A 23324-nucleotide genomic window follows, 5' to 3' on the forward strand; every position below is an offset into this window, starting at 1 on the left:
ATGGTGCGTGACCTGCCCAAATCCGCAGGGGGGCTGCTGAGCTATTTTACCCGGCACCGGACAGCGGCCAATCTGTTGCTGGTGATCCTTTTGATCCTGGGCGTTGCTGCGATCCCGCGTATGCGGGCACAGTTTTTTCCCGATGTCATTGTCGATAACGTCAGGGTTTCGGTGGCCTGGGACGGTGCTGGTCCCGAAGACGTGGACCGGGCCATCGTACAGGCGCTGGAACCTGCTTTGCTGGCGGTGGATGGGGTCGAGACATCGGCCGGTATTTCCAACGAGGGTCGCGCCACCATCATTCTGGAGTTCGAACCGGACACAGACATTGAACGCGCTACGGATGAAATTCAAGATGCCGTTGATGCGGTGACGATCCTGCCCGAGGATGCCGATGACCCGGTGGTCCGGCCCAGCGTTTGGCGCGACCGGGTTACGGATGTGGTGATCACAGGGCCGGTAGATCCGGCGCAATTGGCATTGTTCGCGGATGAATTTGTTGCCCGGCTGTTCGAAGTCGGAGTCACACGGACCACGATCCGCGGATTGGCAGCACCGCAGACTTTGGTCGAGATTCCTTCTGCGAGCTTGATCGCCCATGACATTACCATGGCTCAGATCGCCGAAGCCATCGCTGCCGAAGTCAATGCCGACCCGGCCGGCGATGTGGCGGGGGCCAATGCAAGGGTGCGCACGGGCACCGAAAAACGCTCGGCCGAAGATGTGTCTGCCATTGTGCTGCGATCAAACCCGGATGGTTCGACGCTGACCATCGAAGATATTGCCCGGGTGAGCCGCCAGGGCGTGGATCGAAACCGGACTTATTTTGTTGGTGAACACCCGGCGATGTCGATCCGCATTGACCGGTCCAGCTCGGGCGACGCGATCGGTGTCCAGACCCAAGTCGAAGACGTAGCTGCCGAGATGCAGCTGTCACTCCCCCAGGGGGTAACGGTCGAATTGATCCGCACCAGGGCCGCGGCCATCACCGGGCGTTTGGATATTCTGATTGATAACGGCTTGGTCGGGCTGGCGTTGGTGGTCTGCCTGCTGTTTCTTTTTCTCAATGCCCGTATCGCGTTCTGGGTCGCGGCGGGCATTCCGGCGGCGATGTTTGCCGCTATTGCGATCATGTATGCTGCTGGTTTGACCATCAATATGGTCAGCCTGTTTGGGTTGATCATCACGTTGGGCATTGTGGTGGATGATGCCATCGTCGTTGGGGAACATGCCGATTTCCGGGCCCGGCGCCTGGGGGAGCATCCGGTTGTAGCTTCGGAAAATGCGGCGCGGCGTATGGCTATGCCGGTGTTGGCGGCGACGGTCACCACGGTCATTGCGTTCTTTGGTCTCACGGCCATTGGGGGTCGCTTCGGAGAATTGATCCGCGACATTCCCTTTACCGTGATTGCCGTGTTGCTGGCGTCGCTTGTCGAATGTTTCCTGATCCTTCCACATCACATGAGCCATGCAATCGCCCATTCGGCCAAGCAGCATTGGTATGACATTCCCAACCGGGTGGTAAACGCGGGGTTCCGCTGGGTGCGAGACCATCTGTTCCGTCCTTTGGTCGCCTGGGTGATCTGGGCGCGCTACGCCGTTGTCGCGGGGGCGCTGGTGATTTTGGCCAGCCAGATGGCCCTGTTCATCCAGGGTGACGTGAAATGGCGGTTCTTTAACGCCCCTGAACGCGGGTCCGTGACCGGGAATTTCGCCATGGCCGAAGGGGCCACCCGTGAAGACACTCTGGCGATGATGCGCGAAATGCAGCGTGCGACCGAGGCGCTGGGCGACGAATACGCTGACCGCTATGGGTTGAACCCGTTGGACTATGTGATGGCGGAAATCGGCGGCAACGCCGGACGCGGCCTGTCCGGTGTGGAAGCCAAGGACAAGGACCTGTTGGGCGGCATATCGATTGAATTGATCGACGCCGATTTGCGACCGGAGTACTCCAGCTTTGCCTTTGTTGGTGAACTGCAAGACCGGGTGGTGCGTCATCCTTTGGTCGAAACCGTGTCGTTTCGCGGTTGGCGTTCAGGTCCCGGCGGAGACGCGCTGGACGTGCAATTCTTTGGTTCGGATGTGGATACGCTCAAGGCAGCGTCGGAGGATCTGAAAACCGCGTTGATCCGATACCCGGAGGTTTCGGCCGTCGAGGACACGCTGGCCTATGACAAAGAAGAACTGATCCTGGATCTGACGGCACAGGGGCAGGCGCTGAATTTTACCATCGACAGCCTTGGGCGGGCTCTGAGGGCGCGTTTGAACGGGATCGAGGCCGCGACCTATCCCGACGGACCCCGATCCGCAACGATCCGGGTCGAACTGCCTGAGGGAGAGCTGACAGCCGATTTCCTGGAACGAACCCTGTTGCGATCCCCGCAAGGGATCTATGTGCCGCTTGCGGATATCGTGACAGTGAAACAGCGTACCGGGTTCTCGTCGGTGCGGCGCGAGAATGGTGTGCGGGTGATCTCGGTCAAAGGTGACATTTCCGAAGACGACCCGGCCCGCGCCGAAGCGATTGGTGAAGCGCTGGAGACCGAAATCCTGCCCAAGATTGCCAGCGAACGCCAGGTGGAATGGCGCCTGTCGGGGTTGAGTGAGCAAGAGGATGAATTCCTGCAGGAGGCACGGACTGGATTGATCCTGTGTTTGAGCGGCATTTACCTGGTGTTGGCCTGGGTCTTTGCCAGCTGGACCCGTCCGCTGGTGGTGATGGCGATCATCCCGTTCGGGTTGGTCGGCACGATTTGGGGGCATTACATATGGGAAGTGCCGCTGAGCATGTTCACGGTTGTCGGCCTGTTGGGCATGACCGGGATCATCATCAACGATTCCATCGTTCTGGTCACCACGATTGATGAATACACCAAGGACCGGGGCCTGTTTCCGTCGATTGTCGAAGCCACGGCTGACCGGTTGCGCCCGGTTCTGCTGACAACGCTGACGACGGTTCTGGGGCTGGCCCCGCTGCTGTATGAACAATCTCAGCAGGCCCAATTCCTGAAGCCCACAGTGATTACGTTGGTCTATGGACTGGGTTTTGGCATGGTTCTGGTCCTGCTGGTGGTTCCGGCGCTGGTTGCAATGCAACGAGACGTGGCCCGTCCCTTTGCCGCGCTGCGCCGGACGTTGCGCAGCGGTCGTGGACCAATTTTTCCGGTGGTGGTCTCAGGTACTCTGAGCTTCGGATGGCTGATTGCAACCTTGGGGTGGGCGATGGTTCAGGGTGGCATCCACCCGATGCTGGCCGAACACGTGCCGCCACTGGCTGACATGGCTCCGATGCGTGCCGGATTGGCTGCGTTTGTTGTTGGGATGGCTGGGATTGTAGCGGTGGTTTATCTGATGTCTGCTGCGGTTTTCGCCCGCAAGACGGCCAAAGGGCCGGTCTGATTTGCCTGTTTGAACCTCAGCCCATGTGGCGCTGAGCAAGCCGGGCAACATCGATAACCTGATCCAGCAGATCCAGACCTGCCGTTTCGAGACCGTCAACGGGGTACCACCCGGCCTGTGCTGCGTCATCGGCGGCAACAGGTTGACCCGAGACATAGTCGCACAGCACCGCAGTCAGCAAATAATGGGCGCTAATTCCACCAGTTTCATTCCGCGCAATCACGTCGATATTGGTGAGATACTGCCGTGGCCGGGCGATGACACCCGTCTCCTCCAGCAATTCACGGGCGGCAGCCTGCAGGGCGGTCTCACCCAATTCCACGTGGCCGCCGGGAAATCCCCACATTCCGGCGCGAGGTTCCTTGCCCCGTTGCACCAGGATGACCTGCTGCTCGTGACAGACGACAGCAATGGTTCCCAATACCGGGCGGATCATCCGGGAGTGCAGCCCTGAATGTCGACGGCGTGGTTGCGTCCCAGAACGGTGATGCGAATCTGAGACCGGTCCAGCGCATAGGGTTCGCCGCTGGAATGAATCAGCTCGGTGGTGGCGACCAAGGTATTGCCGTGACGTTCGGACGCTGTGTGCGAGGCCCAGATGTCTGGGCTTCCGGGTTCGATTACAGCCACTTCGGTGCCACCTGTCGATGGCATGGAAATGCGGGCTTCGACCTGCATCCCGTTACGGGTCGGTTTCAGACGACATGTTGCAGCGGTCACGCCTGCCTCTGCAGAAGAATACGGGCGCGCCGCCAATGCTGCCAGGATGGATGGATTGCGATCGGCGTCCAGATCCAGGGTATGATCAAATTTCAATTCCGACGGGACACAGACGTCTTTGCAGATCCCCAACTCCATTCGACCCTTTAGCCGGATTGGTCGACCTGTGGTGTCGGGTGTGATCTCGATTGGCAGGGTCAACTGATCGACATAGCCGATGGTTTGCATCCCAGACGTTGAAAACACCTGTGGTGTCGGCCACGTGATCGCAATATTTCCCAAATTGCGCGACCCACGCCAGGAAAAACTGGGTGGGATTCCGGCATCACCGGGCGAACGCCAATACGTCTTCCAGCCATCGGCCAAGGTCAGGCGCAAAGCGGCGCGATAGGTGCCGGATTGGGTTGCCCCACCATCCAGCACTTCGATCTTGACCAGGTCATCCAGCGGTCCGGCAATGGCAGCCGGCGCACAAAACGCCATCAGACAGGCAGCAAGCGATATCTTCGGTGCAAAACTCATGCGACATACATGCGCATTGGAGAATGAAATGCCAAGTCACGTTATGGTTAGGGCCTGCGCGAGGGAAATGTTTCGACGCATCAGCATACGGGCTCTTGATTGCGACGGTTTGGGGCGTCATTGTTGAATAGTGACAAGCAGTTGCCAGACTCGGCGCTGATTGATCAAGCAACAACCCGCAGGCGGAACCAGATGGATCTGACAGGCAAACTTTTGATTGCGATGCCCGGCATGGGTGACATGAGGTTCGAACATACGGTGATCTACCTGTGTTCTCACTCAGAAGACGGTGCAATGGGGCTGATCGTCAACAAGGCAGCTGTGGATGTGCGGCTGGCCGAATTGCTCAAACAGCTGGAAATCAAACCCGAATCCGAAGAGCGGGCCAACCTGCCGATCCATTTCGGGGGACCGGTCGAAACCGCGCGCGGGTTTGTTCTGCACACGGCAGATTACGATGCCAGCCTGCATTCAATGCATGTGGACGAAGCTTTTTCAATGACTGCGACGCTGGATATTCTCGAAGATATCGCAGCCGGTCGTGGCCCGCGCAAAGTATTGATGATGCTTGGGTATGCAGGGTGGGGGCCGGGGCAGCTCGAAGACGAGATTGCCAAGAATGGCTGGCTGACGACGGATGCCTCCCAAGATCTGGTTTTTGATGTGGATGACAACACCAAATGGGAAGCCGCGCTGCAATCCCTGGGGGTCGACCCGCTCAGCCTGTCGGGCAGCGCGGGCCACGCCTGATCTGAATTTGCACAGATCGCCGCAAGAAAGCTGACGTTTGCGCCGGTTCAATCCCGTGGTGCGGCCGCGCGGCGCAGCCTGTCATTGATCGCGACGCCCAGCCCACGGTCGGGAATAGGTGCGACTGCGATCGGTTTGCCCATGCCATCCAGCCGGTGCAGATGCCCGAACAGATTGGCCGCAGCTTCCAGCAAATCGCCAGCAGCAGACAAGTTCAGATCGCATATGCCAGGACCAAATCCCAAAAACAGCTCTCCGGGTTTAGGAGTTTGGGCGTACAGTCGCACGGATGCTGTCGGCGCGTAATGGGACAGCAATTGTCCCGGTGCTGTCAGTGGATCTCCAGCATCATGCGCCACCAGCTTTCGCCCCAGGGCAGCCTCTATTGCCTCGGCGGGCACTCCGCCAGGGCGCAACAACATCGGATTGTCCCCAGCCAGCCCGATGATCGTGGATTCCAATCCGACAGAGCAGGGCCCGTCATCCACAATGGCAGCGATCCGGCCGCTAAGCCCGTCCGCAACATGCTGTGCGGTTGTCGGGCTGATCTTGCCGGATGGATTGGCGGATGGAGCAGCCACCGGTCCGCCGACCTTGTCCAACAGGCGTTGGGCTGTTGGATGCGCGGGCACCCGAACGGCCAGTGTTGGCAATCCGGCTGTCACCAGTTCGGACACCCCGTGACCAGGGCGTAGCGGTAGAACCAGCGTCATCGGTCCGGGCCAAAAGGCGCTGGCCAGCATGTCGGCCCAATCGTTCCATTGGACCAGTTGCTGGGCTGCAGCGACCGAAGCGACATGTGCAATCAATGGGTTGAAGCTGGGTCGCCCCTTGGCGGCATAGATGGCAGCAACCGCCTCTCCCAGTCGTGCATCCCCCCCCAGCCCGTAAACGGTTTCGGTCGCAAACGCGACCAAACGCCCGGCGCGCAACAGGGCTGCGGCCTGGTCCAGGTCGGCCTCGGACGGGCCAAAAGTGACGGTACGTTCTGGGTTCATGGCATGACGCGGCGTTTTGGTTGCTTGCATGGGGCGTGTCTTTAGGTAAGACGTCCAAGCCCACTTGATTACCGGTGCGCGGTGGAAATTCCAACCCCATCTGTGCCCTGACACGATCTGTGCCCTGACCTGCAACTCGGTTGCCAAGCCTGCAAAGAGGACGCCCATGACCTATCGCGCCCCCGTCTCCGATTATCAATTCCTGCTGAACCATGTGGTCGGGTACGATCAGGTGTCCGCAACCGATCGGTTTGGAGAAGCTTCGGATGATCTGGTCAGCGCAATCCTTGCCGAAGCGGGCAAGATGACCGAAGAGATCATGGCCCCCCTGCAACGGGGCGGTGACCTGGAACCGGCCATCTTGGAAAATGGCGTGGTGCGGACTTCTCCGGGTTTCGCCGATGGTTGGAAGCAGATTGCCGACGGGGGGTGGATCGGAATGAGCGCCCCGGTGGAGCACGGCGGCATGGGGTTGCCGATGACCCTGACCACATCTGTCAATGAAATGATGTCGGCTGCCTGTCTGTCGTTGCAACTGGCCCCCCTGATGAGCCAGGGCCAGATCGAAGCACTGGAACATCACGCCAGCGACGCGCTCAAGGACTTGTACCTTCCGAAACTGATTTCGGGGGAATGGGCCGGAACAATGAACCTGACGGAGCCCCAGGCCGGATCGGATGTCGGCGCGCTAAACTCAAAGGCAACGGACAACGGCGACGGAACCTATGCGGTGACCGGGCAAAAGATCTTTATCAGCTGGGGCGACAACGACATTACCGAAAATGTGTGCCATCTGGTCCTGGCGCGGCTGCCCGACGGGGTTCCGGGGACCAAGGGAATCAGCCTGTTTCTGGTGCCGAAACACATCCCCGACGATGACGGTGCTCCCGGCGTGGCCAACAGTCTCAAGGTCGTGAGCCTGGAACACAAGATGGGCCTGCATGGCTCGCCCACCTGCGTGATGCAGTTCGACGGGGCCAAGGGGTGGCTTGTGGGCAAGGAACACGGCGGCATGGCCGCGATGTTCACAATGATGAACAACGCCCGTCTGGGTGTCGGCGGTCAGGGTGTTGGTGTGGGCGAAGGTGCTTATCAGCACGCGCTGGCCTATGCGCTCGAACGCAAACAGGGCAAGACACCCTCGGGCACCATTGTCGATCACGCCGATGTGCGTCGGATGCTGATGGAGATGAAGGCGGATCTGTTTGCCGCGCGTGCCATCCTGTTGGCCTGTTCTGTGGCGATCGACATGCAGACCGCCACTGGCAATGCCGAATGGTCCGCCCGCGCAGCTTTTCTGACACCGATCGCCAAGGCGTTTTGCACGGATACGGGCATCCGCATTGCGGAAACCGGGGTTCAGGTGCACGGCGGCATGGGCTTTATCGAGGAAACCGGGGCGGCGCAGTATTACCGTGATGCCCGCGTGACTGCGATCTACGAAGGTACCAATGGCATCCAATCCATGGATCTGGTGGCACGCAAGATGATGGATGGCGGCGACATGGCGCACGCTCTGATTGATGAGATCGAGCATCAGGCCGAGCGCGCCCGAACCACCCATCCGAACATGGCTGAAAGCGTCTGGCAGGCATGCGAAAGCCTGCGCGAAGCCACCGAGTGGGTGACGGAGCAGACCGACATGCAGGACCGTTTTGCCGGGTCTGTGCCATATCTCAAGGCGTTTGCCCGGGTGTTGGGCGGCCATTATCACCTGACTGCTGCCATGGCAGATCTGGGCGGGCCGCGCGAAAAGCTGGCGCGGTTTTATATCAACAGGATGCTGCCCGAACATACGGCGCTGCTGGCTGCCGCGACCGAAGGGGCTGCGACGACCTTTGCCCTGACCCTTGATGAACTGGCGGGTTGATTCGTGACCAGCGTTCCCGAAGTTTCCGTTCGCACCCCCTGGGCAACCCCGCCTGCTCAGGGCGAGGCTATCGAAGTCGCCGAAGGCGTGTTGTGGATGCGTCAGCCGCTCCCGATGAAGCTGGACCATGTCAATGTCTATGCATTGGATGATGGTGATGGCTGGACCATTGTCGACACCGGGTTTTCCACCCGAAAATCCCGGGCGATCTGGGAAGAGCTGATGGCAGGCCCGCTCAAGGGCAAGCCGATCAAACGGGTTGTGGCGACCCATCACCACCCTGACCACATCGGGTTGGCAGGTTGGTTTCAATCCGAACATGGCTGCGAATTGGTCACTACCCGCACCGCTTGGCTTTTCTCGCGGATGCTGACGCTGGATGTGCAGGAGGAATGGCCGGCCGAGACATTGGCCTATTACCGCAGTGCGGGCATGGATCACGAGATTTATGAGGCACGCGCCAAGGATCGGCCGTTCAATTTTGCGGATACGGTCTATCCCATGCCGCTGGGGTTCACCCGGATCAAACAGGGCGACGTGTTCCGCATGGGTGGGCGTGACTGGGACGTGCATATCGGCAATGGCCACGCCCCCGAACACGCCACATTCTGGAGCCGAGATGACAATCTGGTGATCACCGGCGATCAGATCCTGAGCTCCATCAGCCCCAATATCGGTGTCTATGCGACCGAGCCGATGGCCGATCCACTTGCCGATTGGCTGGAGGCCTGTGAACGTCTGATCCATCTGGCGCGCCCGGATCACCTGGCTTTGGGGGGGCACAAGCTGCCGTTCATGCGGTTGCCGCTGCGGATGCGCCAGCTGATCGACAATCACCACGGGGCGCTGGAACGGTTGCTGGATCACCTGGACAAACCCCAAACCGCCGCGGAGTGCTTCTCACCTCTGTTCAAGCGCAAGATCGGTACCGGTGAATACGGGCTTGCCTTGGTCGAGTCGGTGGCCCATGTAAATCATCTGTACTGTATCGGTCAGGTGACCCGCACCAAACGCGAAGACGGGGCCTGGCTGTATCAGCGCAAGTGAGGCGCAATTAGGGGAGTAGCGGCCATGGACAACGAAATCTCAACCTCGGCAGAGGCGCTGGAAGCAGCCATTCTGCCCTGTGTGCACGAAGTTCACGCCGACCCCGAAGCCTGTGCCGGGTTGAAAAATGTTCCCGAACAGATGGCACAACCCGCTGATCACAAAAGCCCGTCGCGATGGGCCTATGAACGTCTGATCCTGTATATCCGCAATTTCGAAGAGCAACTGGATGGCGAACACGAGGTTGCCATGGGGTTTGTCGGTGGCAACACCGGAGTGCTGCGGATCGAAGGGCTGGGGTACTACGACCCGGATATCATTACGTTCTATGGTTCGGATGATCATGGCGCGCGTACCCAATTGGTTCAGCACGTCAGCCAACTGAATGTGATGTTGCGGGCCTTGCCGCGACCCAGCCAGGCAGCACCAGCCCGCCGGATCGGGTTTCGTCTGGCCTCGGATCTTGGGGACGGCTGAGAGCGGTTCTTTCCGGTTCATTAACGAGCCGGGCCAAACATACTCTTGTCTCTCGGCGCGTGGTCGCGTTCTATGAACGTCCAATTGTCGGAGCCAAGTGTTTTGAATCACCTGACTGTCGTTTTGCAAGCCTACGCCCGGGCGTTGTCACGGTGGCGTCTGGTTCTGCCGCTTTATTTGTTGCTGCATGGGCTGTCTCTGGCCTTGATCGCTCCGATCATGGGGCTGTTGATCAATGCGGCAGTCGCCTTGTCCGATCAACCGGCGCTTACAGATCAGGATATTGCCTTGTTCCTGCTCAGCCCCGCCGGGTTTGTCATGGCATTGGCCGTGATGAGCGCGCTTTTGGTTGCGGAAATCGCGGGTTTTTCGGTCATGGCCGTTGCCCTGCGGACCAAAGGTGACACTGGATGGGCCGTCGTGCGCAGCGCGATGTTGCTGGTCTTTGTGCGGCGGTTGCGGTCGTTGGCGATTTTCTCGGGCATATTCGTTTTGCGTGTGCTGGCCGTGGCGTTGCCGTTTGCTTTGGTTGGGCTGTTGGTGGCGCTGTGGTATCTGACCGAATTCGATATCAATTATTATCTTGCGTTTCGCCCCCCTGAGTTTCTGTTTGCCATCGCGGTCATCAGTGTGCTGGGATTGGCCATGGCGGTGGCGTTGCTGTTCCGCCTCAGCGGATGGGCGCTGAGCCCGCATCTCGTATTGTTGGAAGCACGCTCGCCCCGGCAGGTATTTGCTGAGAGCCGCGCACGCATGGCCGGATTGCGCGGGCGGTTGCAGGTCCAACTGTTGATTTGGTTCCTGATCCGGCTGGCAGTGTCCAATCTGTTGCTGGTGGCAACTGGCCTGGCATTGCGGACATTGCCCATGGCCCAGGGCGAAACCCTGTTCAGCGTGGTTCTCGTGGTGCTTGGGCTGTCGGGTATCTGGGCGATTGCCAATGTAATCCTGGGTGCCATGGCATTGAGCGCATTGGCTGTTATTCTGGACGGGTTTTATTCCGCCAGCGGTCCCGGAACTGCGCAGGATGTCGATGTGTCCAAGGTTGGGTTCAACCCACGCACGGGGGTCGTGATCTGCGTCGCCGGTCTGGTCTTGATTGCAGGATTGTGGTCGGCTCAGAATCTGCTGACCTCGGTCAAGACCCAGGATCAGGTCCAGATCATTGCCCACCGAGGGGCGGCGGGCAGTAAACCGGAAAACACCCTGGCCGCGGTTGAACAGGCGATCAAAGATGGCACTGACTGGGTTGAAATCGACGTTCAGGAATCTGCCGATGGGCAAATCGTCGTCATGCATGACAGCGATTACATGAAGGTCGCAAATAACCCGACCAAAGTTCGCCAGGCCAGCCTGGAGGAGCTGAGACAGATCGACATCGGCAGCTGGTTCGACCCGGCCTATGCGGATCAGCGAACGCCGACGCTGCACGAAGTTCTGGAGCTGGCCAAAGGGCGCGCACGGGTGATGATCGAGCTGAAACATTATGGGTATGATGTCGATCTGGAACGCCGAGTTGTGCAAGTAGTCGAAGCACTGGGCATGGCGAACCAGGTGGCGATCATGTCTCTGAACTATCCCTCGGTGTTGAAAGTGCAAAATCTCCGGCGTGACTGGCAAACAGGTGTCTTGGCCGCGTCCAGCGTCGGCAACCTGGCCGGGTTGCAGGGGGATTTTCTGGCTGTACGTGCCGCCATTGCCAGCCCTGGGCTGGTCAATGCCGTGGGGTCGGCGGGCAAGGAGCTGTTCGTCTGGACAGTCAACGACCCGCTTGGCATGTCGCGGATGATTTCAAAGGGTGTCGATGGCATCATTACCGACGAACCGGGTATGCTGCGTGAAGTGCTGGAGGTGCGGGCCGAACTGAGCAGCGCCGAACGGCTGGTCTTGTGGTTGGCGGCCGAGCTGGGTGTGAAGCTGAATGTAAAAGAGTATCGGGATGGCGCGCCTTAACCTGTTGCTGATCCTGAGTGTGTGTGCCGCGAGCAATAGCAGTTGGGCGCAGGAACAGCCGGCGGCGGGCTGGTTGACCCGACTGGAGTTGAAAGAACATCAAAAGCTGATGACGCTGATGTCCCAGGGCGAAGAGCTGGCACCATTTACCACTGACGGGTGCAGCGGTGGAATGTCGTGGATCTGGGAACGGGCGGTGCGGAATTTTCCGGAACTGGGGACGACTGACGGCACCCGTCCCGAATGGGAAAACTGCTGTGTCATCCATGATCAGGCCTACCACGACGCCTCGGGTGCGACGCAGGCCGAAGAAAGCTATTTGGCCCGTCTGATGGCGGATCAGGAATTGCAGAGTTGCATCCGGGACATCGCCAGCCGACCGATTTCGGTGGGCGTGCCGCTCACTCCGGATCTGGGGGTCTTGTACGAACGGCTTTCGGTGGCAATGTTTTGGGCGGTGCGATTCGGTGGAGAACCCTGTTCCGGTTTGCCCTGGCGTTGGGGATATGGGTATCCCAACTGCTGAAAACCCGCATTTCCACGTATTGGCGCGACGATTGGACCGTAATGTGGGCCCTGTGATGCATTGACGACGTGACACAGATTTGCGAATTCGGTATCCAACAGGAAAGCTTCGCGAATAGGATTACCGAGATGGCAGAACACAAGCACGGCGAAATGGACATTTCCGTTCAGGAAAAAACCTATGACGGCTTCATCAACTTCACCAAATGGTCCGTGATTGTCATTCTGGCCATTCTGGTCTTCATGGCGATTTTCACGTCCTGATTTTTGCCTGACCGGAGGTTGCCCCCAGTGCGCATGTTTTTGATACTTGGGGCGGTCTGTCTGGCGCTGGGCGCCTGCACGCGCCCACAGCAACCCAACGCAGATGATGCAACGATTGCAGCCGTGTCGTATCGGGACCCCGGTCCCGCGACATTGACGTTGTACACGATGGTCAACAACCGGTCCGGGCAGGGGGCACATGCCTCGTTGATGATCAACGCATCCGAACGGGTCATCTTTGATCCCGCAGGGTCGTTCAAGGCCGACATCATCCCCGAGCGTAATGATGTGCTATTTGGTATCACGCCAGCCGCAGAAAAGGCCTATCGCGGCTCGCACGCACGAGAGACGCACCATGTTGTGGTCCAGACGCTGGAAGTAACCCCCGAACAAGCGCAGATCGCCTATAATCTGGCGCTTCGGGCAGGGCCGGTCGCTGGGGCTTATTGTGCCAACTCCACAGCAACGATCCTGAAACAGGTTCCGGGTTTGGAATCGATCAATGTCACTTTTTACCCGGTGAAACTGGCCGATCAGTTTGGCACCCTTCCCGGGGCGGTCACCAAGAAATATTACGAAAATGACAGCGCGGATTTGCAAGAAGGGCTGGCCCAGAACAATGCAATCCTGAACGCTCAGGCTGCGGCGGTGACCGAATAACCGTGATGCATTTGTGCCAGGGTTTTATCCTTGGCCGGCGCAGTCTGATCAGCCCATCAGCCAAAGCAGACTGAACAAAGTACCGGCACCGGTTGCGATGGCGAACATCACATTGCGGGTGATCAACCCGATTGTCAGCGTTGCCAATGCCGCAATCAGCCGGGGAGGATCGGTTTCGCCCTGGGTCGCTGTCGGCCACAGCACCAGCGGTGCCACCAATGCCGGAATGATTGCGACCGCCGTATAGCGCAGGTGCCGCATCAGCCATGCGGGCAACGGGCGATCTCCCATGAACCCGATAAACACGAACCTCAGGGCAAAGCTGAACACCGCCATACAGATAATGACGATCCACAGCGTGGTCGGGTCGATTGCGCCTTGGGTGCTCATTTGGTGACCCTTTCAGTCTGAAATGACCGACGTGATAGCATCAGTTCGGTTTGCGCCCCGGCCATCATGCCCAGCACTCCGGCCACGATCAGCCCCAGATTATAGGGGAGCCAGGCAGCCAGAAGCGCGGTCACAATGGCCACCAGCGCGGCAACCACATGGGCTCCACTGCGCATCATCGGGGCGACCAGGGCCAGAAAGGTGATCGGCAAAACAAAATCCAGCGCCCAGCTGTCGGGGACCTGCGACCCCAGCAGGGCTCCGGTCAGGGTCGCCGAATACCACAAGGGCGCGATTACCGCATTGGTGCCCAGGAAATAGGCCATCCGCTGTTGAATTGTCATGTCCGGTTCGGTTTCAAACTGAACGATGGACAGCGCATAGGATTGATCCACCATCAGATAGGCGGCACAAGCGCGTTGCCACAGCGGCGCAGCCCCCAGGTACGGCGTCAACGAGGCCGAATACATCGCCACCCTCAGATTCACTGCCAGCGCCGAAATCAACACAATCACAGTGGGTACATTCTCCTGCATCAATTGCAGAGCGGTGAATTGGGCCGATCCGGCAAACACGGTCAGCGAAAAGGTCATCGCTTCGATCACCTTGAGCCCGGCCTCGGCAGCCAGGACACCGAACAACATGCCAAACGGCCCGGCCACCAGCACAAAGGGGGCGCTGTCGCGCACACCTTTCCAAAAGGCGGATTTGGGAGTGGTGAAGACCATGGCTTGCCCCTAGATTGCAGGAGGATAGGGGTAAAGCGGAATGGATGGGGGCGCAATTGGCCACAGAAGATAATACGGCAGAGTATCTGATTGCACCCGACCCGGGGGCCGCGCGGTTGACACGTGCGGTGCGGGGGGTGGATCACACCGGCGCGGTCTCACAAATCCATGTGGTCGAAGAGCGCCCGTTGACCATCTTTTTGAATTCACAGGAAATCGTCACGGCAATGACCATTGGCGATTATCCTGATTATCTGGCGCTGGGGTTTCTGCGTAACCAGGGCATGTTGCACGACAGCGATGTGATAACCCGCGTCGACTATGACGAAGATCTGGAAACGGTGGTGGTCCGGACAGAAATCGAAACCTCCTACGAGGAAAAGCTCAAGAAAAAGACCCGAACGTCCGGCTGTGCCGTGGGCACGGTGTTTGGCGACATGATGGATGGACTGGAGAACATAGAACTGCCTGCCACCCCCGTGCGGACCTCGTGGCTTTATGCGCTGGCGGCCAAGATCAACCGCACCCCGTCGCTGTATCTCGAGGCAGGTGCAATCCATGGCACTGTGCTGTGTCATCGCGATCGCCCGCTGGTCTACATGGAAGATGTGGGTCGCCACAATGCGGTCGACAAGATTGCAGGTTGGATGCTGAGCGAGAAGGTGCAGGCGGCGGACAAGATCCTGTATACCACGGGGCGGTTGACGTCGGAAATGGTGATCAAGACTGCGATGATGGGCATCCCGGTTCTGGTGTCACGCTCGGGGTTCACCGCTTGGGGGGTGGAGATCGCCCAACAGCTGGGCCTGACCCTGATCGGCCGCATGCGCGGTCAGCGGTTCATCTGCCTGTCCGGAGAGGACCGGTTGGAGCGCGATGTGGATCCGGGTTCGGTGGCCGAAGAAGACCGCAAGACACGCCGCAAAGGCGCGGATGGTTAGGCCGGGACAATTGACCTGATTAGAGGGAGCAGCACATGACACAGCCTTTGGGGGTCATCTTGGCCGGAGGTCTCGCCACGCGAATGGGCGGTGGTGACAAGGGTTTGTTGACCTTGGGTGGCAAAAGCCTGCTGGCACATGTTGTGGACCGGCTGGAACCCCAGGTGTCCGGTCTGGTGCTGAACGCCAATGGCGATCCGGCCCGTTTTGCCGGGCTGGGTTTTCCCGTTGTGGCCGACAGCATCGACGGGTTCGCAGGCCCTCTCGCCGGGGTGTTGGCGGGGCTGGATTGGGCGGCAGAGCAGGGGGCGGACTGCATCGTCACCGCGGCCGCTGACACACCGTTTTTTCCGTGCGATCTGGTGGTGCGCCTACAGGGGGCCGCTGCGGGGATGGCGCATCCTCTGGTTCTGGCCACCACGCCGCGATCTGGGGCAGAGCTGAAATCCGGGGGCAGTCGCAGGGTCAATCGACACCCGACCTTTGGGTTGTGGCCGGTGGCCTTGCGCGATGATCTGCGGGCTGCTTTGGCCGATGGCCTGCGCAAAGTGGTGGTCTGGACCGATCAGCACAACGGGCGCGAGGCGTTGTTTCCTGCCGAGCCGTTTGACCCGTTCTTCAATGTGAACACACCCGAAGATCTGGAGCGGGCCAAGGGGTTATTGTCATGAAGGTTTACGGAGTCACGGGCTGGAAGAACTCGGGCAAAACCGGGTTGATGGAACGGCTGGTGGCGGAATTTTGTGCCCGTGGGTATTCGGTTTCAACCATCAAACACGCCCACCATATCTTTGACGTCGATCAAAAGGGCACCGACAGCTATCGTCACCGTGCTGCCGGGGCCTGCGAAGTCCTGCTGGCGTCGGGTAGGCGGGTGGCATTGATGCAGGAGTTGCGCGATGCGCCTGAACCCCCACTGGCTGCTTTGCTGGCACGTCTGTCCCCGGTCGATCTGGTGCTGGTGGAAGGTTACAAGCGCGAAGCGCACCCCAAAATCGAGGCCCATCGCGGTGAGACAGGCAATCCGTTGATCGCCAGGGATGATACCAGCATTCGGGCGGTGGCCAGTGATGCGCCGCTTGACCTGGACAGGCCGGTGTTTGACCTGAACGATACAGGTTCGGTTGCAGATTTTATTCAGGGTGAATTGGGGCTGTGAGTCACTTTGATCGCTTTGTCATGGTTGATTGGTCAGGCGGTAATGATACGGGTCCAACACCGCGCAAGGATGCGATCTGGGTCTGCGAAGCGGGGCGAGAACCGCTGTATTTTCGGAATCGGGGGCTGGTCGAAGAATGGCTGGATGATCTGATTGAAGATACTTTGACCAGCACCCAACGCCTGTGTGTCGGATTTGACTTCCCGTTTGGCTACCCTGCGGGTTTTGCCAAGGCCTTGACCACCAGCGATGACCCGCTGAAGCTGTGGGACTGGTTCGCGGATCGGATCGAAGATGCGCCGCGCGCCAACAACCGGTTTGATGTGGCGGGGGAGATCAATCAGGCATTTGGCGGGCGTGGCCCGTTTTGGGGCAACGGGTTGAAGCGCGATATACCGGGGTTGCCCCGGACCAAACGCAACTATGAATCCCCCTTTGCTGATCGGCGGGCGGTTGAGCTGTTGGCCAAGGGCAGCTTTACCTGTTGGCAGATGTCTGGTGTCGGTTCAGTCGGGGGACAAGTGATGATGGGATTGCCGGTGTTGTCCCGGCTGCATCACCGTTGGCCCGGGCAGATCGCGGCCTGGCCCTTTGAACCGCTGAAGGCCCCAATTGCGCTGCTTGAAATCTGGCCCTCGCTGACAGTGGGCACTGTACCGGATGGTTGGATCAAGGACGCCTGGCAGGTGGCTTGCGTTGCCAATGACCTGGCTGGGATGGACCCCAAAGCTCTGGCGGGTAGACTGGACATATCAGCCCCGGAAGAGGGCTGGATTTTTGGAATAAGGCAGAACCGATGACCCTAAAGCCTCCGCCCCTGCGCAATGATTGTTTTGCCCTGCCTGCAGGGGTTCATTGGACCCCGGTGGATGAGGCGTTGACGTTGTTGCAGCAGCGCTTGCATCCGGTGACTTCGGTGGAAACTGTGCCTCTGGCCCAAGCCGTGGGGCGCGTGTTGGCCGAACCGATAACGGCGTTGCGTTCAAACCCGCCACAACCGAATACGGCCGTGGATGGCTATGGGTTTGCTGGAGCCATGCCCGCAGGTGAGCATGTTCTGCCGCTGGCGGATGGACGCGCTGCTGCGGGGGTGGCAACGGATGCGGTGGTGTCCAAAGGTCAGGCCATTCGTGTGCTGACAGGGGCGGCTTTGCCGGATGGGGTCGATACGGTCATTCTGGAAGAGGATGTAACCCTGGGAGACGGGCAAATCGCCTTTCGAGGCCCTTTGAAACAGGGCGCAAACACCCGTCGCGCGGGAGAAGACGTGATCGCGGGGCAGGAGATTCTAACAGCAGGACGGTTGCTGACCCCGGCGGATTTGGCGTTGTGTTCTGCAACCGGCGTGTCCGAGGTGGCCGTACATCAGCGCCTGAGGGTGGCTGTCTTGTCCACCGGTGATGAGCTGGTCGAACCAGGAGATCCCGCTGAGCCGGGGCAGATCTATGACGCCAACCGGGTGATGCTGCTGTCGATGATCGCCCAATTCGGCCATACACCGGTCGATCTGGGGAAAGTTCGCGACAATAAATCGAAATTGGCGGTTCGGCTGACCGAAGCTGCGGCCGCGGCAGATGTCATTCTGACCAGCGGCGGGGCCTCTGCGGGGGATGAAGACCATGTATCGTCCCTGTTGCGCGAGGCGGGTGCCATGCAGTTGTGGCGTTTGGCGCTCAAACCTGGGCGGCCGTTGGCCTTGGGCTTGTGGGAGGATGTTCCAGTCTTTGGTTTGCCGGGCAACCCGGTGGCCGCGCTTGTGTGCAGCCTGATGTTTGCGCGTCCTGCAATGGCACGCCTGTCTGGGCGTGATTGGCCCGAGGCGCAGGGCTTTGATGTCGCGGCTGCCTTTGAAAAGCGCAAGAAACCGGGGCGGCGAGAATACCTGAGAGCCCGGATCCGCGATGGTCGGGTAGAAGTCTTTGGCTCCGAAGGGTCGGGCCGGATAAGCGGGCTCAGCTGGGCCGAAGGGCTGGTCGAACTCGATGATGGGGAACGGCACGTAAAACCCGGAGATCTGGTGCGTTTCCTGCCGTTTTCCGGGTTTGCAGCGTAGTTCTGAGGATCGAAGGAAAGACCGCCATGTCTTCCTTCAGGTTGACTATCATTGACCGGACCAATCTGTGAACCCGCCGTTGGACGCATGCGCCCCGGCGGGCTCCCGCCTGCAGCAGATGCATCAAAGATGCCTCTGCTCCCGTTGGGCCAAGCATCGCACAGCTGTGCTGTGCGATGCGCGCCCATGCGACCGGAGGCGCAGAGTTCGCTCATTCGGATGTGTGACCTCTTCCAGCGTATTTGGAGGGGCCACGCCCAACGGTCTCTGACGCTTCCAAAGAAGCTTTGGAGACGGGCGGGAGCACGCTGGGAGGAGGCGTAAAGGGGGAGGGATGCCGGGTGGTGGTTAGTCGAATGTGCCAGCTACGCGGCCCAATAGCATAAAGGCGCGTGCTGTGCGTGTGTCGCTCAACGCCGAAATATCCGCATCGGTTGCGTTGGGTTCGAATTCAGCGAAAGCCCGATCAAACAGGCGCAAAAAGTGGTGCGCCGCGTCGCGGAAAATCGGATCCTGTTTCATTCGGGCGTTGGACAAGGCCAGGGAGGTTCGATCGCGAACCCCGCCCAGTGCGGCAACAGGGCGGCCGCGGATACCGCTGGCAAATTGACGCCAGACTTCAGGGCGGGCCATGTCAGGGCGCAGATCGTCCATATAGATGCCATCCTGGCTCAGCAGGGTCAGAACGTCCTGGGCGGCCTGGATCAGTTGGCCGGCCTTGCGATCACGCAGCGCCCGGCGCAGCGCGGCGAAACCGGCTTCGTCCTCTGCGGTTTCCGGAAAATTCAGCGCCTTGAGGAAGTCATCCGTGGGCAAGGGCGGCTCCAGCTCTTCGGCGGTGGTACCCAGTTCGAGCGAGGCCTGGTCATAGTCTTCCAAGCCTGTTGCGCCAGGTGCGGGTTCGGGGCGAACCACCGCGCGGCGGCTGGAATGAAACGTCGCCAGGGTGGTTTCTGTCTTGCGTGTGGCTTCGGCGATTTCATCCAGCTTCTTGACAACCGACGGCTCCTGAGTGGCGGTCGCGTTCTTCTGCTGCAGCACATAGGAATTTCGGATCGCGTCGATGGCCGCCTGCAATCGCTGGCTTTCCTCCCGCATGACACGGGCGGATTTGGCGGCCGTCGCCGCCACCCAGATCATTGCCACCGGCATGAATACGGCCAGCATGGTCAGCAGGAATTGCAACCCCTGGAATTCCGTCCCGCCAGGGGCAAAGACAAAAAACACGACAGCACCACCCAGCCAGATCAGGCTGAGCACCAATGCGATCATTTCAACCCCCGCAATCCGCGATGGGGTTGGCCTGTTGTAAATGCCCAGGCCCGAGGCCCGAGCGTTTTGGTCATTGTTTTGGGTCGAGCCGGACATGGGCACGCTCCGCGCGTCAGGAATAAATGATATCCAGAACTTCGTAAGACCGAACCCCACCGGGGGTGCGAACTTCGACACTATCTCCCTCTTCCTTGCCGATCAGGGCGCGGGCAATGGGGGATTTGATGTTCAACATGCCTTTTTCGACATTGGCTTCGTGTTCGCCGACGATCTGCCAGGTTTTTTCTTCATCCGTGTCTTCGTCCACCAGCGTGACCTTGGCGCCGAATTTGATGGTGCCCGACAGCTTGGACGGGTCGATAACGTCGGCCAGCGAGAGAACACTTTCCAGCTCCTTGACGCGGCCTTCGATGAACGACTGCTTTTCGCGCGCGGAATGATATTCGGCGTTCTCCGACAAATCGCCCAGTTCTCGGGCTTCGGCGATGGCCTGAATTATGGCAGGGCGCTCGACGCTCTTGAGGTTCTTCAGTTCTGCTTCAAGTGCGGCAAAGCCCGCAGGGGTCATCGGGATCTTTTCCATCGGGTCTTTTCGTCCGTCTTGTGTTCCGGGTCCATTGAACACCAGCGCCCCGCCGCGTTACGCGCCGGGGCGACCGGAGTGGTTGACAGACACCTGACCCAATACGGCCCCCAAATGCAAGAGGCGGCGCAGGTTTATCCCCAATTGCAGCAGTCTTGTGCCGCTAGATCAGTCATATTGCACCACTTCATATTCGATCCCGTCGTGGTCGTGGAAATAGAACCTGCGCCCTGGTTCGTAATCGGCGTGGTTTTGTGGGGTGAAACCCATCGCCCTGACCCGCTGTTCCGTGGCCTCCAGGTCATCGACGGTGACGGCAATATGGTTCAACCCGCCGATGGTCGCGTAATTGTCCTCCTGCGAAGGCGCAGGCGTGCCGTGATTGTACAGCGCGACATAATGGCTTTTGCTGCCCACATGTACCGTGTGGCCATCATTCAGCGATGGGCCCTGCCAGCGGATCTGCCAATCGAACAATTCGCAAAGCCATTTGGCGGTCTGAACCGCATCGCGCACGGTGTAATTTACATGTTCCAATTGCCCAGGCATGTTATTTCCTTTCTTCCCCGCACAGGGGGTTTAGTTGTGAGTCGTTTTACGGTAATTTCTAAACCTAACTTTAGGTCAAGGAAAAATTTCAAACCCATGGCAACATCAGCAGGCCTGTCCATCGGGGCGTTGGCAGATCGGACCGGATTGGCTGTTTCAGCCATTCGCTATTACGAAGAACAGGGGCTGATTACGCCCTGGCGCAACGCGGGGGGGCAACGTCGGTTTCATCGCGCGGACATCCGGCGGCTCAGCTTTGTGATGATCGCGCAGCAGTTCGGGTTTTCGCTGCCCCAGATTCGCGACCTGTTGGCCGGGTTGCCGGGCAAACGCACGCCCACCGCCCGGGATTGGGCGGATATCAGCGAAACCTTTCGCGATCATCTGGATCAGCGAATCGAAACGCTGGTGAAACTGCGCGACAATCTGGATGGGTGTATCGGCTGTGGTTGCCTGTCGTTGCCGAACTGCGCGCTGTACAACCCCGAAGACCGGGCGGCGCGCCGGGGAAAAGGCCCTCGATATCTTATGGGAGACCAGCCAGAGACGAAAAATGGGCCTTGAATGACGAATTTGGCCGCGCAGCTGCGACATTTCCCTGTCTTTTATGGCGTAACGCAGAGTTTGCATTGACGTTTGCACGTGCAGAACGGTAATCAACCGCGAAACAAAATTGCGCCCACGAACGCCCAAACAGTGGGCCCAGTAGCGAACAGTTAGCCAAGGAGCGCCGTAATGGCCGAGATCGAACGCGAAGCGATGGAATATGACGTGGTGATCGTTGGGGCGGGCCCTGCTGGTCTGTCTGCCGCCATCCGTCTGAAACAGCTGGATGCTGACCTGGATGTGGTCGTGCTGGAAAAAGGGTCCGAAGTGGGGGCCCATATCCTGTCCGGTGCGGTTCTGGACCCCTGCGGTCTGGACGCGCTGATCCCTGACTGGAAGGAAAAAGGTGCCCCGATCACCGTTCCGGTCAAGGAAGACAATTTCTATATGCTGGGCGAAGCGGGGCAGATTCGAATTCCCAACTTCCCGATGCCGCCGCTGATGAACAACCACGGCAACTATATCGTGTCGATGGGTAACGTTTGCCGCTGGATGGCGGAACAGGCCGAAGAGCTGGGCGTCGAAATCTTCCCGGGCATGGCGTGTTCCGAATTGGTTTACGGCGACAATGGCGAAGTCAAAGGCGTCGTTGCCGGTGTATTTGGTCTGGAAAAAGATGGCTCATACGGCCCCGGTACCGAACCCGGCATGGAGCTGCACGGCAAATACGTGTTCATCTCCGAAGGTGTGCGCGGGTCGCTGGCCAAGGAAATCATCACCAAATACGATCTGGCCAAGGGTAAGGAAGTCCAGAAATACGGCGTTGGCATGAAGGAGATCTGGGAGATCGACCCGGCCAAGCACAAAGAAGGCACTGTTACCCACACCATGGGCTGGCCGCTGGGCAGCAAAGCGGGCGGTGGGTCCTTCATCTATCACCTGGAAAACAATCAGGTCTATGTCGGGTTTGTTGTTCACCTGAACTATAAGAACCCGCATCTTTTCCCCTATATGGAATACCAGCAGTTCAAACATCACCCGATGGTGGCCGAGCTGCTTGAAGGTGGTAAACGCGTCGCCTATGGCGCGCGGGCGATCACCGAAGGTGGGTATCAGTCGATGCCGAAACTGGTCGCTCCTGGTGCTGCTCTGTTGGGCTGTGCGGCTGGTATGGTCAATGTGCCGCGCATCAAGGGCAACCACAACGCCATGCTGTCTGGCAAGGCAGCCGCCGAAGCCGCCTTTGACGCGATCAAGGCAGAGCGGTCGGGTGATGAGCTGACTGCCTATGAAGCCGAAGTGCGCGAAGGTGCCATTGGCAAAGACCTGAAAAAGGTGCGCAATGTCAAACCGATGTGGTCCAAATGGGGCCTGACGGCATCGCTGATGCTGGGCGGTCTGGACATGTGGACCAATACATTGGGCTTTTCCTTCTTTGGCACCCTGGGTCACGGCAAGAATGACGCGCAGTCGACCGAAGAGGCCTCCAAGCACAAGCCGATTGATTACCCGAAGCCCGATGGAAAGCTGTCGTTTGACCGTCTGACCAACGTGTCGTTCGCAATGACCAACCACGAGGAAAGCCAGCCGTGCCATCTGCGTCTGGCCGACGACTCGCTGCCGGTGTCGGTCAACTTGCCGAAATACGCCGAGCCTGCGCAGCGGTATTGCCCGGCTGGTGTTTACGAAATCGTCGAAAAGGACGGCCAGCCGGAATTCGTGGTCAACTTTCAGAACTGCGTGCACTGCAAGACCTGCGACATCAAGGACCCATCCCAGAACATTACTTGGACCACTCCACAGGGTGGTGACGGGCCGAACTACCCGAACATGTAAGACAGCGCTCCTGGTGCTGCCATCCGTGCGGGTGCAGCAGAACATGGCGGTGCCAGAGTGATCAATGTGGCCGAACAGC

At 59.3% G+C, this 23324-nt stretch carries 24 protein-coding genes; 16 read left to right on the forward strand and 8 right to left on the reverse strand.

The features are described 5' to 3' along the window. Positions 1–3402: an efflux RND transporter permease subunit gene (locus K3727_04830; protein UWQ92126.1), complete on the forward strand. Its 3402-nt coding sequence runs from the start codon at positions 1–3 to the stop codon at positions 3400–3402. A gap of 16 nt (positions 3403–3418) precedes the next feature. Here K3727_04830 and K3727_04835 read toward each other — a convergent pair whose 3' ends face one another. Both K3727_04835 and K3727_04840 read right to left on the reverse strand, forming a co-directional pair. Continuing rightward, positions 3419–3838: an NUDIX hydrolase gene (locus tag K3727_04835; protein ID UWQ92127.1), complete on the reverse strand. Its 420-nt coding sequence runs from the start codon at positions 3836–3838 to the stop codon at positions 3419–3421. Then, a complete protein-coding gene (locus tag K3727_04840) occupies positions 3835–4644 on the reverse strand; it encodes a hypothetical protein (protein UWQ92128.1) in 810 nt (269 codons plus the stop codon). The genes K3727_04835 and K3727_04840 overlap by 4 nt, the downstream gene beginning before the upstream one ends. A 192-nt stretch (positions 4645–4836) precedes the next feature. Here K3727_04840 and K3727_04845 point away from each other — a divergent pair, with 192 nt between their 5' ends. After that, complete coding sequence (locus K3727_04845; protein UWQ92129.1) at positions 4837–5394, forward strand: YqgE/AlgH family protein; 558 nt, start codon at positions 4837–4839, stop codon at positions 5392–5394. Between the two features lie 47 nt (positions 5395–5441). Here K3727_04845 and K3727_04850 read toward each other — a convergent pair whose 3' ends face one another. Continuing rightward, on the reverse strand, positions 5442–6392 hold the full coding sequence (locus tag K3727_04850) for a threonylcarbamoyl-AMP synthase (GenBank protein ID UWQ93272.1): 951 nt from the start codon (positions 6390–6392) through the stop codon (positions 5442–5444). Between the two features lie 166 nt (positions 6393–6558). On the opposite strand from K3727_04850, the gene K3727_04855 reads away from it, so the two are divergent. The 7 genes from K3727_04855 to K3727_04885 all read left to right on the forward strand — a co-directional run bounded on the left by K3727_04855 (position 6559) and on the right by K3727_04885 (position 13188). After that, positions 6559–8262, forward strand: coding sequence for an acyl-CoA dehydrogenase (locus tag K3727_04855; protein UWQ92130.1), 1704 nt, complete (start codon positions 6559–6561; stop codon positions 8260–8262). Positions 8263–8265: 3 nt separating this feature from the next. After that, on the forward strand, positions 8266–9309 hold the full coding sequence (locus tag K3727_04860; protein UWQ92131.1) for an MBL fold metallo-hydrolase: 1044 nt from the start codon (positions 8266–8268) through the stop codon (positions 9307–9309). Between the two features lie 24 nt (positions 9310–9333). Next, positions 9334–9786, forward strand: a complete 453-nt coding sequence (locus K3727_04865; GenBank protein ID UWQ92132.1) for a hypothetical protein — start codon at positions 9334–9336, stop codon at positions 9784–9786. A 72-nt stretch (positions 9787–9858) separates the two neighbouring features. Continuing rightward, positions 9859–11739, forward strand: coding sequence for a glycerophosphodiester phosphodiesterase (locus K3727_04870; GenBank protein UWQ92133.1), 1881 nt, complete (start codon positions 9859–9861; stop codon positions 11737–11739). Then, positions 11726–12265: a hypothetical protein gene (locus tag K3727_04875; GenBank protein UWQ92134.1), complete on the forward strand. Its 540-nt coding sequence runs from the start codon at positions 11726–11728 to the stop codon at positions 12263–12265. The genes K3727_04870 and K3727_04875 overlap by 14 nt, the downstream gene beginning before the upstream one ends. Before the next feature lie 128 nt (positions 12266–12393). After that, positions 12394–12528 (forward strand): aa3-type cytochrome c oxidase subunit IV, encoded by a 135-nt coding sequence (locus K3727_04880; GenBank protein ID UWQ92135.1) that lies wholly within the window; start codon positions 12394–12396, stop codon positions 12526–12528. 27 nt (positions 12529–12555) lie between these two features. After that, a complete protein-coding gene (locus K3727_04885; protein UWQ92136.1) occupies positions 12556–13188 on the forward strand; it encodes a hypothetical protein in 633 nt (210 codons plus the stop codon). 48 nt (positions 13189–13236) lie between these two features. Here the strand turns inward: K3727_04885 and K3727_04890 are convergent, their stop codons facing one another. After that, positions 13237–13578 (reverse strand): AzlD domain-containing protein, encoded by a 342-nt coding sequence (locus K3727_04890; protein ID UWQ92137.1) that lies wholly within the window; start codon positions 13576–13578, stop codon positions 13237–13239. After that, the gene (locus K3727_04895) at positions 13575–14306 is read right to left on the reverse strand and encodes an AzlC family ABC transporter permease (protein ID UWQ92138.1); all 732 of its coding nucleotides are present in this window, start codon (positions 14304–14306) and stop codon (positions 13575–13577) included. Before K3727_04895 ends, K3727_04890 begins: the two co-directional genes overlap by 4 nt. A gap of 44 nt (positions 14307–14350) precedes the next feature. Between K3727_04895 and K3727_04900 the strand changes: the two genes are divergently transcribed. From K3727_04900 to K3727_04920, 5 genes are read left to right on the forward strand one after another with little or no spacing between them, the layout of a single operon-like run. Continuing rightward, complete coding sequence (locus K3727_04900; GenBank protein UWQ92139.1) at positions 14351–15247, forward strand: formate dehydrogenase accessory sulfurtransferase FdhD; 897 nt, start codon at positions 14351–14353, stop codon at positions 15245–15247. Positions 15248–15282: 35 nt separating this feature from the next. Then, the gene (gene mobA, locus K3727_04905) at positions 15283–15918 is read left to right on the forward strand and encodes a molybdenum cofactor guanylyltransferase MobA (GenBank protein ID UWQ92140.1); all 636 of its coding nucleotides are present in this window, start codon (positions 15283–15285) and stop codon (positions 15916–15918) included. Further along, positions 15915–16406, forward strand: a complete 492-nt coding sequence (gene mobB / locus K3727_04910) for a molybdopterin-guanine dinucleotide biosynthesis protein B (GenBank protein UWQ92141.1) — start codon at positions 15915–15917, stop codon at positions 16404–16406. Before mobA ends, mobB begins: the two co-directional genes overlap by 4 nt. Before the next feature lie 20 nt (positions 16407–16426). Continuing rightward, positions 16427–17206, forward strand: a complete 780-nt coding sequence (locus K3727_04915; protein UWQ92142.1) for a molybdopterin guanine dinucleotide synthesis — start codon at positions 16427–16429, stop codon at positions 17204–17206. Then, the gene (locus K3727_04920) at positions 17203–18459 is read left to right on the forward strand and encodes a molybdopterin molybdenumtransferase MoeA (protein ID UWQ92143.1); all 1257 of its coding nucleotides are present in this window, start codon (positions 17203–17205) and stop codon (positions 18457–18459) included. Before K3727_04915 ends, K3727_04920 begins: the two co-directional genes overlap by 4 nt. Positions 18460–18807: 348 nt before the next feature. Here the strand turns inward: K3727_04920 and K3727_04925 are convergent, their stop codons facing one another. The 3 genes from K3727_04925 to K3727_04935 all read right to left on the reverse strand — a co-directional run bounded on the left by K3727_04925 (position 18808) and on the right by K3727_04935 (position 20863). Next, a complete protein-coding gene (locus K3727_04925; protein ID UWQ92144.1) occupies positions 18808–19827 on the reverse strand; it encodes a hypothetical protein in 1020 nt (339 codons plus the stop codon). 16 nt (positions 19828–19843) lie between these two features. Continuing rightward, positions 19844–20314, reverse strand: a complete 471-nt coding sequence (greA, locus tag K3727_04930; GenBank protein ID UWQ92145.1) for a transcription elongation factor GreA — start codon at positions 20312–20314, stop codon at positions 19844–19846. 168 nt (positions 20315–20482) lie between these two features. Continuing rightward, positions 20483–20863 (reverse strand): VOC family protein, encoded by a 381-nt coding sequence (locus K3727_04935; protein ID UWQ92146.1) that lies wholly within the window; start codon positions 20861–20863, stop codon positions 20483–20485. 96 nt (positions 20864–20959) lie between these two features. Here K3727_04935 and soxR point away from each other — a divergent pair, with 96 nt between their 5' ends. Continuing rightward, on the forward strand, positions 20960–21427 hold the full coding sequence (gene soxR, locus K3727_04940) for a redox-sensitive transcriptional activator SoxR (protein UWQ92147.1): 468 nt from the start codon (positions 20960–20962) through the stop codon (positions 21425–21427). A gap of 171 nt (positions 21428–21598) precedes the next feature. Continuing rightward, complete coding sequence (locus tag K3727_04945; GenBank protein UWQ92148.1) at positions 21599–23245, forward strand: electron transfer flavoprotein-ubiquinone oxidoreductase; 1647 nt, start codon at positions 21599–21601, stop codon at positions 23243–23245. Positions 23246–23324 lie beyond the last annotated feature (79 nt).

Source organism: Rhodobacteraceae bacterium M382 (genome assembly GCA_025141015.1).
GTDB lineage: Bacteria > Pseudomonadota > Alphaproteobacteria > Rhodobacterales > Rhodobacteraceae > Aliisedimentitalea > Aliisedimentitalea scapharcae.

Excerpts from the sequence above, each read along its gene's own strand:
- K3727_04830 (UWQ92126.1), top strand. The coding sequence starts at position 1 with ATGGTGCGTGACCTGCCCAAATCCGCAGGGGGGCTGCTGAGCTATTTT.
- K3727_04900 (UWQ92139.1), top strand. The coding sequence starts at position 14,351 with ATGGGGGCGCAATTGGCCACAGAAGATAATACGGCAGAGTATCTGATT.
- K3727_04855 (UWQ92130.1), top strand. The coding sequence starts at position 6,559 with ATGACCTATCGCGCCCCCGTCTCCGATTATCAATTCCTGCTGAACCAT.
- K3727_04840 (UWQ92128.1), bottom strand. The coding sequence starts at position 4,644 with ATGAGTTTTGCACCGAAGATATCGCTTGCTGCCTGTCTGATGGCGTTT.
- mobB (UWQ92141.1), top strand. The coding sequence starts at position 15,915 with ATGAAGGTTTACGGAGTCACGGGCTGGAAGAACTCGGGCAAAACCGGG.
- greA (UWQ92145.1), bottom strand. The coding sequence starts at position 20,314 with ATGGAAAAGATCCCGATGACCCCTGCGGGCTTTGCCGCACTTGAAGCA.
- K3727_04845 (UWQ92129.1), top strand. The coding sequence starts at position 4,837 with ATGGATCTGACAGGCAAACTTTTGATTGCGATGCCCGGCATGGGTGAC.
- K3727_04880 (UWQ92135.1), top strand. The coding sequence starts at position 12,394 with ATGGCAGAACACAAGCACGGCGAAATGGACATTTCCGTTCAGGAAAAA.
- K3727_04875 (UWQ92134.1), top strand. The coding sequence starts at position 11,726 with ATGGCGCGCCTTAACCTGTTGCTGATCCTGAGTGTGTGTGCCGCGAGC.
- K3727_04925 (UWQ92144.1), bottom strand. The coding sequence starts at position 19,827 with ATGTCCGGCTCGACCCAAAACAATGACCAAAACGCTCGGGCCTCGGGC.
- soxR (UWQ92147.1), top strand. The coding sequence starts at position 20,960 with ATGGCAACATCAGCAGGCCTGTCCATCGGGGCGTTGGCAGATCGGACC.
- K3727_04870 (UWQ92133.1), top strand. The coding sequence starts at position 9,859 with ATGAACGTCCAATTGTCGGAGCCAAGTGTTTTGAATCACCTGACTGTC.
- K3727_04895 (UWQ92138.1), bottom strand. The coding sequence starts at position 14,306 with ATGGTCTTCACCACTCCCAAATCCGCCTTTTGGAAAGGTGTGCGCGAC.
- K3727_04915 (UWQ92142.1), top strand. The coding sequence starts at position 16,427 with ATGGTTGATTGGTCAGGCGGTAATGATACGGGTCCAACACCGCGCAAG.
- K3727_04920 (UWQ92143.1), top strand. The coding sequence starts at position 17,203 with ATGACCCTAAAGCCTCCGCCCCTGCGCAATGATTGTTTTGCCCTGCCT.
- K3727_04865 (UWQ92132.1), top strand. The coding sequence starts at position 9,334 with ATGGACAACGAAATCTCAACCTCGGCAGAGGCGCTGGAAGCAGCCATT.
- mobA (UWQ92140.1), top strand. The coding sequence starts at position 15,283 with ATGACACAGCCTTTGGGGGTCATCTTGGCCGGAGGTCTCGCCACGCGA.
- K3727_04890 (UWQ92137.1), bottom strand. The coding sequence starts at position 13,578 with ATGAGCACCCAAGGCGCAATCGACCCGACCACGCTGTGGATCGTCATT.
- K3727_04835 (UWQ92127.1), bottom strand. The coding sequence starts at position 3,838 with ATGATCCGCCCGGTATTGGGAACCATTGCTGTCGTCTGTCACGAGCAG.
- K3727_04935 (UWQ92146.1), bottom strand. The coding sequence starts at position 20,863 with ATGCCTGGGCAATTGGAACATGTAAATTACACCGTGCGCGATGCGGTT.
- K3727_04945 (UWQ92148.1), top strand. The coding sequence starts at position 21,599 with ATGGCCGAGATCGAACGCGAAGCGATGGAATATGACGTGGTGATCGTT.
- K3727_04850 (UWQ93272.1), bottom strand. The coding sequence starts at position 6,392 with ATGAACCCAGAACGTACCGTCACTTTTGGCCCGTCCGAGGCCGACCTG.